Origin of the sequence: Hallella sp. (assembly GCF_037460745.1) — a bacterium.
Taxonomy (GTDB): domain Bacteria; phylum Bacteroidota; class Bacteroidia; order Bacteroidales; family Bacteroidaceae; genus Prevotella; species Prevotella faecis.
This window is the reverse complement of record NZ_JAXVAE010000170.1, coordinates 1-13,745: the sequence shown is the minus strand read 5'-3', so window position 1 is coordinate 13,745 and position 13,745 is coordinate 1. Positions and strand designations below refer to the sequence as shown.

Below are 13,745 nucleotides of genomic sequence, written 5' to 3'. Positions count from 1 at the left end.
TTCTGTTTTTTATCCCAACTGGCTTATAATTCGGAAATTTTATCTAAATTTGTAACAACCAATAAACAACTTTGACTTATGGATCAAACTAACTCTTACACACAACCCGAAATGCAATCGGCCCCCCTTGGCAACAACGCAGGCGGCCCCAACCCCATGATGCCCAAGCCCGACAACAACCTCGCGCTGGCCATCATCACCACCGTGTGCTGCTGCCTGCCGTTCGGCATTGTGGCCATCATCAAGGCCAGCTCCGTCAACTCGCTCTATATGGCGGGCAACTATCCTGCGGCAATGGATGCGGCCGCCCAAGCCAAGCGATGGAGCCTCTTGGGCATAGGCATAGGAGCGGTCGTCTCCGCCATCTATTTCGTGCTTTACTTCATTGCCGGTCTTGGTGCCCTCTCGTAAGCGCATCGCCGTAGCCGTAGTGCTCGTGGCCCTTGTGGCGCTCTACGCCGTCGATCCCTCGTCGGCCTGGTGGGTGCCCAAGTGCCCATTCAAGTTGCTCACGGGATGGAACTGCCCCGCCTGTGGCATACAGCGCTTCGTCCACGCCCTCCTGCGTGGCCACATAGCCGAGGCCCTGCGCTACAACTATTACCTCCTCTACGCGCTGCCCTACGCCGCCCTCTTCGCCATCGAGTGGCTCATGCCGCCCTGCGCCGCGCGCGACCGCCTGGCAAGCGTCATCGAGAACCGTTACGCCGTGGGTTTCTACGTGGCTACCTTCCTCATCTGGCTCGTGGCAAGAAACCTGCTGGGCATTTAACCTCATACCACACCTCATCAAAACTATGGATTCCTACCAAGCCAACCAACTGCTCATGGTCTACGGCAGCAAACTGCCGCCGGCCTCCTTCCCCATGGTAAAAGAGCGCCTCGAACAACTCGACGATCCAATGGCCAACATGCTGCTCGCCCAGCTCAAAGACCCCACCATCTCACTGGTGCTCTCCATTCTCTTGGGTGGCTACGGCATCGACCGCATCTACATCGGCGAGGTGGGCCTCGGCATCCTCAAGCTCCTCACCTGCGGAGGGCTTGGCGTGTGGTGGCTCATCGACCTCTTCCTCATCATGGAGCGCACGCGCGAGAACAACCTCAACCAACTCATGAATTCCTCGCTGCCGTAGTGGGGGCGTGGACTCCAACAGCAGCCCATCCTACCTTATAATGCTTCATTCGAATGGTTTTGGCCTCCGCTGCGCTGCGAAGGTTTAGCCAAAGCGAAAGTAGTGGGTTATTGTGTCTGAGCATAAAATACGCAAGCGATGCATGCCGGAGGTTAAAAGTAGGCAATGATATAGCTGTTGGCACATATAATTTATGAAATGTAGTCAGAAATAATAGCATTCTATAATACATTTAGGCCAACTGCGATGTTATTGCCTTAATTATTCATCGTGAAGCTGTTCCCATTGAAGCATTGCATTTTCTTGATTTGTAAGTTTTGGTTGTACGAAGCATTTTGTACTCAACCATTCCTTTACATGTTGTTCCATATAATCTAAGATTGAATCATTTTTACCTTTTCCTTCTATTTGAAGCATATTGCCATCTTCTATTTTATAACTAACGTTCCACCCATCACATATAATGTGAAAATGAGGTGGAGTATGGTCATTACTCCAAATTTTTAGTTCCCAAGTATTATAAGGAAATAAACATCGACCTGTTTCTTTCTTATTGATTCTTGCCATCTCGTTAATCATAGAACCAGTGGCATTCTGTGTAGACGGCATTTCTAAAGTAGCATTCAATGTTTTTTCTTTTATAAAGTCATTAATTGCAATAGTTACACTTTCTTTTATAATGTTCTTCAAATGAATCTTCTTCATAATAAACCATTTAAAATAAATATCAATTATATTGCAAACATACATGAAAAATCTGATAAAAACAAATTCTGTGTGATATTTATCATCAGAGAAGCATTGGACAATATCAAAGTGAAATAGGTGATGATTTTAAAGGAAATACCTTAATGACTACGGATTCTTAGTTTACCTTTCGGGGTCATACAGTAAGGAGCCCGTTGCGGTTTGCTGTAGAGTACAGTCGGATTATGATCTTCCCGACCGATGATTTCCTTTCAAAATCCCCGACAAACTACATCTCAATCTACACGGTTTTTCTCACCGCCCTTCGTCTCGCTCCCAAATACGCGATTCTCGTGCAATTTCGCAACCTCCTCACGTTCAGTGGTTTATAAGACGAAGGTCGCGTTTTCCCTTTCTTATCCCACCTTCTCCCTTGCGAAACATGCCTAATCGAGCCTCGATACCTTACCTTTCGCAACACGATCCCTTAGGTTCCGAGCCTCGAAAGGTAAGGAATCGCAACTCGAAAGATGCCTAACGCCCCGCTCCTCGCTCCATTTTCTTCGTTCCGCCCCCGTCGCATCGCCTTTCCGCACTCTATTTCGTGCGAAAAACCGACACAACTTTTGCACCAAATAATCTAACGTTTTCGTTAAGCCAAATGAGCAGAGCTAAGCTTGCTTAAGCTCTGCCATGGCGAGAAAACGTGCCATGAAATGGAACAATAGCTTTCAACCCCCAATCGGCATTAGACAGAAATAGGAGCAATCGTAGGATGTTATAGTTACTTTCTAACTCTTGTCAGCGTTTCTTTCGGTATCTTGCTTCCATTCGCGTTTCGCCATAGCCCGCTATGGCTTCACCGCAACTGTCGTTACCTGCTCGAAACAAACACTGACAAGCGTAGAAATCTAATGACGATTTGGGTTCAATGACGAAAGCTTCGCCCCGCTATTTTTTATCCATCACGCGCCATACGTAGGCGATGTATGCCACGACGAAGGGCACGAGGAGCGACACGTAGAACATGGTGCGGAGCGTAAACTCGCTGCTGCAACTGTTGGCCAGCGTGAGCGAGCTCTGCAGGTCGGCGTTGGAGGGGTAGTAGGCGGTGGCGCCCAGGCCGGCCACGAGGAGGAGCGACAGCACCACGAGCACCACGCCGACGCCCACGGGCCAGATGCCGCGGACGTAGTGGGGGAAGAGCAGCGAGCGTGCCACGCCATAGAGCAGCAGGGCCACGCCCACCACAGTGAGCACGAGCAGCAACGGCATTGACAGGTAGTTGTGGAGATATTTCATGGGTTCCATGACGATGGCGCCTGTCGTTGCGTCCACGGCGTACCCATCCTTCAGCAGCACCCAGCCAAAGAAGGCGAGGAAAAACACGAGGAAGAACAGAGTGGCGGCGACAAGCTGTTGGCGGGCGCGCAACCGGATGGTGGCATGGTCCACGTTGTTGATGATGTAGAGCGCTCCGAGCATGCGCGCCAGGAACAGCACCGCCACTCCAAGACAGAGGTTCCAGGGATCGAGCAGGGCGTCGAGACCCGCCGACCCGTTGGCCCACCTACTGATGACGGGCGAGGCGAGCTCCGTGAGGTTCGCCTTCGCCACGACGAAGTTGCTGCCGTTGAAGAACGTGGCCACGGCACCGCCCAGCAGCGTTGGTCCCACGACACCGTTGAGCACGAGGAAGCAGCGGAAGGTGTTGGCGCCCAGCAGGTTGCCCTTCTTCAGTTGGAACTCATAGCTCACGGCTTGCAGCACAAACGAGAACAATATGATCATCCACAGCCAGTAGGCACCGCCGAAGCTGGTGCTGTAGAACAGCGGGAACGAGGCGAAGAAAGCGCCGCCGAATGTGACGAGCGTGGTGAACGTGATCTCCCACTTGCGGCCCGTCGACTCGAGCACCAAGCGTTGCTCATCCTCCGTTTGTCCCAGGCGGAACACCAACGAGTTGGCGCCCTGCACGAAGAGCAGGAACACGAGCAGCGCCCCGAGCAACGACACGATGAACCACCAATATTGTTGTAAGAATTCGTAAGTCATAATGGGGAATGTGAGGGGTTAATGATGGGCGTTATAGTTTTTGATGACACGGCACAGGATGCTCACCTCCACCACCAACAGCAGGGTGAAGAGCGCCAGGAAGACAAAGAACGTGGTGGCCACGCTCCCAGCCGACAGGTTCGACACGGCGGCCACGGTGGGCAGCATGTCCTGTATGGCCCACGGCTGTCGGCCCAGTTCGGCCACGATCCATCCCGCCTCGCTCGCCACATAGGTGAGCGGCAGCATGGCCAGCGCCGCCCAGTGGAGCCACCGGTAGGGTCGCGTAATGTCGTTGCGCCACGCCATGTGGCCGATGATGAGGAAGAAGAGCATGAGCAGCGTGCCCACACCCACCATGACACGGAAGGCGTAGAAGTTGATGGGGATGTACGGCACCAGTTCGGCGCGGTCCTTGATGTATCCGTAGCCGAAGAACGGCATGTCGCGTTTCAGTTGCGCCTCAAGGGCGGGCAGGCGCGTGTCGTTGTCGTTGGCCGCCTTGATCTTGCGGTATTGCGCCAGGGCGGTGATGGCTTGCCGTCCTCGCATCATCTTCTCCTCGGCCGATGGCTCACGCTGTCCGTCGGGCCGTGTGTAGCCGTTGAGCAGGTCGTTCACCCCTGGCACAAAGCCGTTGGGCGTATGGGTGGCGAGTAGCGAGAGGCCCTTCGGGATGGCGATGCGCAGCGGCGCCTCACCGCCCTTGGCATAGTTGGGTTGCTCAAACGGGTTGACGGCGGCAACGGCCGTGAGCGACACCCCCTCGCCCCCGTCGTAGAGCGCTTCCATGGCCGCCAGTTTCATGGGTTGCTTCTCGGCCACCTGCACCGCCGAGAAATCGCCCGTCATCATGGTGATCAGGGCGGCCGCAATGCCCACGATGCTGGCAATCTTGATGCTCTGACGCGCCATCTCCTGCTCGCGGCGATGCAGCAGGTACCAGCAACTCACGGCGCACACAAACACGGCGCCCACCACCCACGTGGAGCTCACGGTGTGGCAAAACTTATGGATGGCGAAGGGCGAGAGCGCCACCTCGGCGAAGCTCGTCATCTCATTGCGCACGGTGTTGGGGTTGAATGTGCATCCCACGGGGTTCTGCATCCATGCGTTGGCCACGAGAATCCACCATGCCGAGATGGTGGCGCCAAGGCCGGTGAGCCACGTGGCGGCGAGGTGGAAGCCACGCGACACCTTCTGCCAGCCGAAGAACATCACGGCCACGAAGGTGCTCTCCATGAAGAACGCCACGATGCCCTCGATGGCGAGTGGCGCGCCGAATATGTCGCCCACAAACCACGAGTAGTTGCTCCAGTTGGTGCCAAACTCAAACTCGAGGATGAGGCCGGTGGCCACGCCGATGGCGAAGTTCACGCCAAACAGTCGTTGCCAGAAGATGGCGGTGTTTTTCCAGAAGGGCTTGCCCGTGCGGTAGTAGCACGTTTCCATAATGCCCATGATGAGGGCGAGGCCCAGCGTGAGCGGCACAAACAGCCAGTGGTAGATGGCGGTGAGCGCAAACTGCGCACGCGACCAATCGATGAGCGTGGGGTCAATGGTCATGAGGTGTGTCATTAGCGTATTGGTTTTTAAGATGGTAGTAGATGGGTGTGCGTGTCAGCGCGAGATGAGTTGTCCCGCCACATACGATGCCTTGTCTTTTCCTGCCCTTTGCTGCAACACGTCGGGGAAGAAAAATAGTTTCAGCACAAAGAATATCACAAACAGTTTGATGAGGATCACCAGCCACAGCACCCTTCCGATTGTCATGCTGCGGAAGCCATCCACATAAAAGCGGTAGACCTTATATAATAGGTTGTTTGTCATTCTTAGGCGTGTTAGGTGATCAATAGGATAGTCAACCGCAAATATACATCACAAAATGCAACTGCACAAGTGTTTTCGCCATTTTTTTCTTTCTCCCACCGTCAAACGGCCATTGCGCACCGTTGAGCGATAGGTTGCTGCTCGGCGCTACAACCGCTGGGCCAACCGGCGGAGGGCGGCGGTAAGATTGGCGCGCGCCACATCGGGTCGCAGACTCTCGGCGAGCGGTTGGTCGGGCGGATTGATGCCCACCACTTGCGCGAACCCGGCGGATCGCAGGTCGTCGGCGTCGGCCACATGGCCCGCCACGAGCCATACCGGCACGCCCTGTTGGCGACAGGCGTAGAGCACCCGTTGCGGAAACTTGCCCATGAGCGTCTGGCGGTCGGCGCAGCCCTCGCCCGTCACCACCACAGTGGCGCCACGCAGCATCTCGTCGAAATGGGCCAACCGGAACAGCAGGTCGGCCCCCATCTGCGCCTTGGCGCCCAGGCATTGCATGAAGGCGTAGCCCAGTCCACCGGCGGCTCCCGCCCCGGGAAGGGTGGAGCAGTCGTGCCCATAATGGCGGGCGGCGATCTGCGCAAAGCGGCGGGCGCGCTCGTCGAGCTGCCTTACCATGGCGGGTGTGGCCCCTTTCTGCGGACCAAACACGGCGGCGGCGCCCTGCGGCCCACAGAGCGGATTGGTTACGTCGCAGGCCAATGTGAACGAGCAGTGGGCCAACGGACCGCTCAGCGCATCGTCGAGCGTGCCCTGCGGCGCCAGCCGGTCCACCAAGGCGCGCAACATGCCCAGTCCGGCGTCGCTCGTCGCACTGCCGCCCAGTCCCACCACAAAGCGGTGGCATCCTTGTTCCACGGCCTCGGCCAGCAGTTCGCCCACGCCATACGAGGTGGCGCGCAGCGGGTTGCGCTCGTTGGGTGCGAGGCGCGCCAAGCCACATGCCTCGGCCACCTCCACCACAGCCGTGCCGTCGGGCATGAGGCCGTAGGTGGCGTCGATGGGGCGCATCAGCGCGTCGTGGGCGTGCGCCGTCAGCAGGCGGCCCTTGGTGGCGGCCACAAACGCGCCGACCATGCCCTCGCCCCCATCGGACGCAGGCATGGTCAGCACAATGGCTCCGGGCAAAGCCTCGGCAATGCCCTGAGCGGCTGCTGCCTCAGCCTCGGCGGAGGAGAGGCAGCCCTTCAACGAGTCGATGGCCAAAACCACTTTCTTCGGTTCGGTTGTAGCCATAGGTCTTATTCCCCAAAGGGGCGAATTTAGTTCTTCTTTTTCAGCACATACAGCGGTGCCATCTCGCTCTCAGGCTCATTGCCCAGCGAGTCGGTCATGATAACGCTCTGCGCATCCTTCACCTTATAGAACGTGTGCTCGCCGCTTGAGGGGCGCACCAGCATCAGCACGTTGCCGTCGAGCACCTCAAACACGCCGCTGGCCTCATCGTGGCCGTCCTTGCGGTCAATGTAGTCTTGCTTCAGTTCGTAGGTGCTGTCGGTGTTGAGGGTGAGCACAGTCTTGATGCCCGGGCAGTCGGCGGCGGGCAGGGTGCCCTCGTAGGTTCCGGCCACCCCGGCGAGGTCTAACGATGGGGTGGCGGCGCTGTCCACCACGCTTGTTGTGTCTTGTGCAGCGGCGTTCTCTGCGGTCTTCTTGCCTGTGCAAGCCGCTGTGAGGGCCATCACGGCGACGGCCACAATCATCATTGTTTTCTTCATAACTCTCATTTTTAATGTTTACTTTTCATGTCATCTGTGCGACACGCAGGTCGCAGTAGTTGGCTGCAAAGATAGCTCAAATGGGGGTTAACGCAAAACAAAACCCGCTATTTTTTGCAGAATTTATGAGAAACATGATGCTCGAAAAGCAAAAAAGCCGTAACTTTGAACCCGATTTAGCTACACTATTTCAATTAGCCTACCTGAAACCACCATTCTCCTCTTAAATAAGATGCGTGGCCGGCACGTTGCGCTGGGGCTTTACCGCCCACGCCCGTAGCCGACAAGAATCCGGAGGACACAATGACTATAAACCATATAAAATGAAAAAAGCCTTATTATTATCTGTCTGCCTGGTCGTCGCACTTGGCGCAAGGGCTCAGGTCTTCCCTGTGGTAGATGAGAATCTGTACCGCGGATACGACCCCACCTTCCGTCCCGACAGCAGACTGATGCAGCACCATTCGGCTTCGACGAAGCGGAAGGGTCAAGCCAAGGCGGCCACAACGCTGCCCGACCATGTGAACAACGCTACCGCCATGTGGTTCCCACCCACATTCAACCAGGTGGGCAACTCGTGTGGCGCCTCATCGCGCATCGGCTACATGCTCACCTATGAGTGGAACGCGTTCCATCTTACAAACGCCTCGCTCCTGGAAAACAGCATGCCCGCCCATTTCCAATACCCATTCTCTTACGACGGTCTGTCGAAAGACCAGATGGCCATCTACGTGGGCTATCCCGACGGTGCCCACTATGGCGGCGTCGACGTGAGCAGCATCTATGGCGCTTACGAGGTGGAGGCCAACGACGCCGGATGGATGCAAGGCTACGACAACTGGTACAACGCCATGTTGCACCGCATCACCGGAACATCCAACTTCCCCCAGAGCTCACACACAGCCGAGGGTGCCGAGGCCATCAAGTGGTGGCTCTTCAACCACAATGGCGACACCACGTGGCCTGAGGTGGAGGACGAGAACGGACGCCACATCGTGGGCGGCATCTGCGGCTTGGGCTGCGGAATGGGTGCCAGCGCCACGGCTCCCATCGGCTCTACCGAGGCCAACAATGCGTTGGGCGTGGTGGGCAAGGCTTACCTGTACCATTGGAACACCAACCATGTGGACCACGCCGTGACCCTCGTGGGTTACGACGACCGCATCGAGTTTGACCTCGACGCCAATGGCGTGTATGGCGAGGCTGAGAACCAGCTCGGACAGAACGAGAAGGGCGCATGGATCGTGGCCAACTCGTGGGGTGCCGGCTGGGGCAACAACGGCCTCTTCTATGTGCCTTACGCCATGGCAGGAGGTGTGAGCCAGGAGGTGAAGACCAAGGAGGGCAAGACCGCCTATAAGGACAAGGCCAATGGCTGGTGGCCCGAGGTCTACTACCTGCGCCAGAACTACAAGCCCACACGCACCATGAAGGTCACCATGCAGTTTAGCAAGCGCTCGGAGATCAGCGTGGTGGCCGGTGCCGCCCAAGACACCTCGGCTACCAAGCCCGAGAAGGAGTTTGTGTTCCGCTATATCAACTATACCGGCGACGGCGACAACAATGGTGTCGACGCCGAGACACCGTTGCTGGGCCGTTGGGCCGACCGCAAGATGCACGAGGAGCCCATGGAGTTTGGTATCGACCTCACCGACCTCAGCGAGGGCCTCGACCTCTCGCGCCCAGTGAAGTATTTCCTCACCATCAACTCTAAGAAGTCGGCCACGGGAACGGGTAAGATCTGTGCCGCCAGCGTCATGGAGTATCTCTACGACGCCTTCGGAACGGAGACTCCGTTCAACATCAAGGATGTGCAGATCAAGAACCGCGGCGCCTCTACCGTCGTCAGCGTGGTAGTGGGTGGCGAGGCCATCAACCCGCCCGCAAACCTCACCAAGACTGGCAACACCCTCTCATGGGACAAGCCGCAGGGTACGGGCTATCAGCCCACCACGTATGTGGTTTACCTCAACGGCAAGGAGATTGCACGCACCACCGAGACGAGCTATGAGACTACCGAAGAGGGTGCCTATACCGTGAAGGCGCTTTACAACATCGCCGGCACCGAGCACATCTCTGCCGCCAGCAACACCGTGGCCTCTGCGCAGACGGCCGAGACGGCTTACGACAATGTGGCGCAGACCTTCACCAATGGTGGATTCCGCATCCCCAATGTCACCAGCAGCAGTCATGGGCAGCTGACCCTCGAGTTCTGGATCAAGCCCACACAGGTGAAAGACTGGAACCAGCAGATTGGTGGCCCGTGGGGTACCTTCCTGCTCCATGCCAACAGCGATGGCACCATGTACTACGGTTGGAACACCGCCAACCGCCGCCAGACCGATCCTATCTTGCGCGTGGGCAAATGGACCCACATCGCCCTGGTGGTCAACAAGAACAAGGCTACGCTCTATGCCAACGGCTCAAGCCAGGGCGTGCTCACCACCACTTCGTTCTCTGGATTCCCCGCCTTCAGCGACGGATTGCTCATGGGCTACGATGTCAACTCAAGCAACGCCCTCTATGGCACCATCGATGAGGTGCGTGTGTGGGATGTGGCCAAGACTGGCAAACAGGTCAGGGAGAGCTACGACCGTCCTATCGCGTCGCCCGCCACAGCCAAGAACCTCTTGGCTTACCTCAAGATGAACACCATCACTGAGGGTGGCGTAAAGAAGCTCGAGGATTGCGCCCATGGCAACCATGCCATCTTTATCAATAACAACCACAGGGCCGCTACCGTGGAGAGCAACGCCACCATCAAGCATCACGACAACCTTGCCGCCGCCATCGGTGGATCCGACAAGGCGCTGATGGGCGAGGGCACACGCTTCGCCGTGGAGGGTGGCGTGGATGCTGGCGCGTTCGAGTGGACCGCCACCAATGCCACACCGGCCACCAGTAAGGCTTCTGAGCCTACGTTCACGTTCAACAAGGCTGGCGAGCAAACTGTAACGCTGAAGCTCACCTCGCTCGACGGTGTGTCTACCACGGTTACGAAGACTGTCACCGTAAGCGAACTGGCTGCTACGGCCGACTTTGACATGACCAACCCGCAGCCGCGATGCGGCGAGCGCACCTCGTTCCTGCCTAAGAACATGGCGCCGGGTTGCACCTACCAGTGGAGCATGCCGGGTGCCGAGGTCGCTACGGCCACCACGAAGAACGCTTCGGCAGTCTACACCACCACAGGTGGCCACGACGTGACGCTGACCGTCATCATGCCCGATGGCAACAAACTCACCAAGACTGCTGTGGTGGAGGTCATGGCCTCTAAGCCTGAGATCGCCTACACCGTCGATTCTATCTCGCACGTCATCCTCAAGGGCAGCACCGCCACCTTCACCGACGCCTCTAAGTATGAGCCTAACAGTTGGAAGTGGCGCCTCATGAGCACCAACGCCATCTTGACCTCACAGGGTCGTGAGGTGAGCTTCACGCCTGCCAAGGCGGGTGCCTACACCTTGAATTATAAGGTGAGCAACGAGGAGGGCAAGGCCGAACTGACTGAGGCTCGCGCACTCGTGGTGTGCAACGCTGAGTCGGGCAATGGTTTGAACTTCACCACCAATGCCACACCGAAGACCGTGACAACCGACAAGATCGGTACCATCGGTAAGACGTGGACCATCGACTTCTGGATGAATCCCGCTACGTTCGCAAGCGCTTGCAACGGCATCTATGGCTTGGACGATGAGGGCACTGAGGCCTTCAACATCACCACCAACGGACAGGGCGCCGCCATCTTCCGCATCGGAAGCTACAGCGCACAGAGCTCGGCCGGTTACTTCGTAGCTGGCGAATGGCACCACTACGCCATCACCCGCAACGCAGGCACGCTCTGCTACTACCGCGACGGTGTGTTGGTGGACAGAATCACCGAGAAGACACAGGACTATAACAACTGGACCAAGCTGCAGTTGGGTGGCAGCGTGCAGATGAATGGTTGCGTGGATGAGTTGCGCGTCTGGAACAAGGCGCTGACCCTTGCCAACGTTCAGCGCTATGCTGTGGCTCCCATTGCCGAGGCCAACATGAAGAGCGCCTTGAACAGCGGTCTGCAGGTTTACTACAACTTCAACCAGCACGATGGCATCGACATCGCCGACCAGTCGGGACGTGGCGTAACGGCCCACCGCAGCAACTTCGGCCCTGGTGGCGACGCCTGGACGCCCAGTAAGGGTGTGTTCGCCCTCGACTTCGGAGCTCCTGCCGCTGAGGATGTGAGCGAGTGTGGCAACGCACTCAACAAGACCAACTACCGTGTGGTGAGCGTCAGCGACGAGGAGGTCAACGCCGAGTTCAGTCCGGCTGAGCAGGCCCTCGACGCCAACGACAACTCGTTCTGGCACACTGCCTACAGCTCGGGTGAGGCCGCTTACGGCCACTCGATCACCATCGACAAGCAGACCAACGATGTGGTGAACGGCATGAAGCTCTACTTCTCACGCGAGAGCAGATACCGCGCCGCGGGTGTCAAGATCGAGCAGAGCGCCGACAACGAAGAGTGGGAGGTGCTCGATGAGGATCACGCCTTCTTCGACATGAGCCGTCCGGCCATCGTCTTCGATACGCCGTGCACCAAGCGCTTCATGCGCATCACCTTCCTCAGAGGTGCCACGGGTGGCAACCTGTTGGCGCTCAACAACATCGATTTCTACGGCACGAAGGAGCAGATGCCTGAGATGAAGGCCGTGGCACTGGGCTTCGAGAGCGTCAGCGACGAGGAGACGCGCAGCGAGTCCGCACCGGGCCGCTATGCTGTCGATGGCAACGAGAACACCTTCTGGCACTCAAGGTATTCGGGTGGCAACGTGGCTTATCCCCACAGCATCACGCTGAGCAACAACACGGGTGCCCGCATCGACGCCATCACGCTCATGCAGCGCTCTATGAACGCCAACTCGCTGAAGTACGACGCTGCCTGCATGGAGGTCTACGCCGGCGACGACAAGAACCACATGGATAGCATCGCCACTGTGCGCCTGCCCTTCTACGTGGAGAGCACCTTGCAGTTGCCTGTGTCTATCGACAAGAAATATTTCATGCTGAAGTTCACACGCTCACAGGCTGGCAGCTCACCCTGGTTGGCCATCCGCGAGATCAAGGCTTACCAGATCAACGGCACCACCGATGGCATTCAGAACATCGAGATGGGTCAGGGAGCCGAGAGCTCAGCCTACATCTACGATCTCACCGGCCGTTGCATGGGCACCAACGCCAAGGCGCTGCCCGCAGGCATCTACATCAAGGGCGGTAAGAAGTATGTTGTGAAATAATCCTCTGTAAGGGAAATCCTTAGTAAGATAATCCTTAAATCGGTCATTAGATGAAACCCGCGTGTTTCCATCTAATGACCGATTTTCGTTTTATGACTTTCCGAAATGAAACATAGATGGAGTGGGGCGTTTTTGCTCATCAGCCCGTATGGCCATTCCGCTATTTGTCAGGAAGGAGGCAAAAGTCAAACGAAACGGGCTGAAAGCCCAATGATCTCCTTTGGAGGGTATATTGAAAATCGAGCTAAGCGCCCTGCAAGGGCAAAAGTACCTAACCGGCTGTGATTCAGTACTTTTGCCCTTGCAGGGCGCGGCGTGGCGTGTGGTGCGGTCTACCCAGGGTGTCGCTTCGCTTACCCTGGGCTAAGGAAGTCTTTGGGCTTTCAGCCCGCCTTGTTCGCCTTTTGTCGCGTCCTCATCACAGGACCTGCGAATGATTATTTTACGCTCAGACGCGGAAACAACGAATTACCCGAATTAACGAGACTCGGCGAAGCCCCACCGACCAACGGGAGGTAATTAGTGTAATCGATTATCGATTACCAATTTGAACGAATTTTGGCTAACGCAATTTGGATAAATTCGAAAATTCGGGAAATTCGTTGTTGCGCCGTCTGAGGCTAAAAAAACTATTCGCCGTGAGATAACAAACGCCGACGGTGTTTCCTCTCAGCCGTCATTACCTCCCGTTGGTCGGTGGGGCTTCGCCGAGTCTCGTAAGATTCGTGTTCTTTCAAAATCAGTAAGCGTTTACTTCGCTTCGTTGGGCTTCGCCGGGTCTCGTGTTCCTTAGCCCCCATGGCCATCGCCGTAGGCGGCGGGCACCCGAACGAACGGATAACACACGACCATCCAACATCATAAAACCGCTGTGGTGATACGAAGGATGGCGAGTAGACATGCGGCGTTTGAGGGAATCGGGGGGCAACCAAAGGATTGTATGGATATTTGGTTAAAAAGTTGTGCGGGAAAATCAGACGAACTCCTGACTTCGTCATCGTGTCACCCAAAAGTCTTCGTCAAAGAGTTTAGCTATT

The 13,745-nt window shown here is 56.6% G+C and carries 10 protein-coding genes; 4 read left to right on the top strand and 6 right to left on the bottom strand.

All coding sequences use genetic code 11. The features are described 5' to 3' along the window. Positions 1-78: 78 nt before the first annotated feature. From WKK33_RS11265 to WKK33_RS11255, 3 genes are read left to right on the top strand one after another with little or no spacing between them, the layout of a single operon-like run. Complete coding sequence (locus tag WKK33_RS11265; RefSeq protein ID WP_337933934.1) at positions 79-411, top strand: CD225/dispanin family protein; 333 nt, start codon at positions 79-81, stop codon at positions 409-411. Then, on the top strand, positions 398-772 hold the full coding sequence (locus WKK33_RS11260) for a DUF2752 domain-containing protein (RefSeq protein ID WP_337933932.1): 375 nt from the start codon (positions 398-400) through the stop codon (positions 770-772). The genes WKK33_RS11265 and WKK33_RS11260 overlap by 14 nt, the downstream gene beginning before the upstream one ends. 25 nt (positions 773-797) lie before the next feature. Further along, positions 798-1,136, top strand: a complete 339-nt coding sequence (locus tag WKK33_RS11255) for a TM2 domain-containing protein (RefSeq protein ID WP_215760617.1) — start codon at positions 798-800, stop codon at positions 1,134-1,136. 261 nt (positions 1,137-1,397) lie between these two features. Here the strand turns inward: WKK33_RS11255 and WKK33_RS11250 are convergent, their stop codons facing one another. The 6 genes from WKK33_RS11250 to WKK33_RS11225 form a co-directional block, all read right to left on the bottom strand. Further along, a complete protein-coding gene (locus tag WKK33_RS11250) occupies positions 1,398-1,841 on the bottom strand; it encodes a DUF4160 domain-containing protein (RefSeq protein ID WP_215760618.1) in 444 nt (147 codons plus the stop codon). Positions 1,842-2,774: 933 nt separating this feature from the next. Beyond that, positions 2,775-3,878 (bottom strand): cytochrome d ubiquinol oxidase subunit II, encoded by a 1,104-nt coding sequence (locus WKK33_RS11245; protein WP_337933930.1) that lies wholly within the window; start codon positions 3,876-3,878, stop codon positions 2,775-2,777. Between the two features lie 18 nt (positions 3,879-3,896). Next, positions 3,897-5,456, bottom strand: coding sequence for a cytochrome ubiquinol oxidase subunit I (locus WKK33_RS11240; RefSeq protein ID WP_337933928.1), 1,560 nt, complete (start codon positions 5,454-5,456; stop codon positions 3,897-3,899). Positions 5,457-5,498: 42 nt separating this feature from the next. Then, a complete protein-coding gene (locus WKK33_RS11235; protein WP_215760621.1) occupies positions 5,499-5,708 on the bottom strand; it encodes a DUF4492 domain-containing protein in 210 nt (69 codons plus the stop codon). A 147-nt stretch (positions 5,709-5,855) separates the two neighbouring features. Further along, positions 5,856-6,947 (bottom strand): glycerate kinase, encoded by a 1,092-nt coding sequence (locus WKK33_RS11230; RefSeq protein ID WP_337933926.1) that lies wholly within the window; start codon positions 6,945-6,947, stop codon positions 5,856-5,858. A gap of 26 nt (positions 6,948-6,973) precedes the next feature. Beyond that, positions 6,974-7,429, bottom strand: a complete 456-nt coding sequence (locus WKK33_RS11225) for a copper resistance protein NlpE N-terminal domain-containing protein (protein WP_337933924.1) — start codon at positions 7,427-7,429, stop codon at positions 6,974-6,976. A gap of 323 nt (positions 7,430-7,752) precedes the next feature. Here WKK33_RS11225 and WKK33_RS11220 point away from each other — a divergent pair, with 323 nt between their 5' ends. Then, positions 7,753-12,708: a LamG-like jellyroll fold domain-containing protein gene (locus tag WKK33_RS11220; protein ID WP_337933923.1), complete on the top strand. Its 4,956-nt coding sequence runs from the start codon at positions 7,753-7,755 to the stop codon at positions 12,706-12,708. Positions 12,709-13,745 lie beyond the last annotated feature (1,037 nt).

Bases quoted from the DNA above. Each gene is read 5' to 3' on its own strand.
- WKK33_RS11240 (WP_337933928.1), bottom strand. From the start codon at position 5,456: ATGACACACCTCATGACCATTGACCCCACGCTCATCGATTGGTCGCGT.
- WKK33_RS11225 (WP_337933924.1), bottom strand. From the start codon at position 7,429: ATGAAGAAAACAATGATGATTGTGGCCGTCGCCGTGATGGCCCTCACA.
- WKK33_RS11250 (WP_215760618.1), bottom strand. From the start codon at position 1,841: ATGAAGAAGATTCATTTGAAGAACATTATAAAAGAAAGTGTAACTATT.
- WKK33_RS11245 (WP_337933930.1), bottom strand. From the start codon at position 3,878: ATGACTTACGAATTCTTACAACAATATTGGTGGTTCATCGTGTCGTTG.
- WKK33_RS11255 (WP_215760617.1), top strand. From the start codon at position 798: ATGGATTCCTACCAAGCCAACCAACTGCTCATGGTCTACGGCAGCAAA.
- WKK33_RS11220 (WP_337933923.1), top strand. From the start codon at position 7,753: ATGAAAAAAGCCTTATTATTATCTGTCTGCCTGGTCGTCGCACTTGGC.
- WKK33_RS11235 (WP_215760621.1), bottom strand. From the start codon at position 5,708: ATGACAAACAACCTATTATATAAGGTCTACCGCTTTTATGTGGATGGC.
- WKK33_RS11230 (WP_337933926.1), bottom strand. From the start codon at position 6,947: ATGGCTACAACCGAACCGAAGAAAGTGGTTTTGGCCATCGACTCGTTG.
- WKK33_RS11265 (WP_337933934.1), top strand. From the start codon at position 79: ATGGATCAAACTAACTCTTACACACAACCCGAAATGCAATCGGCCCCC.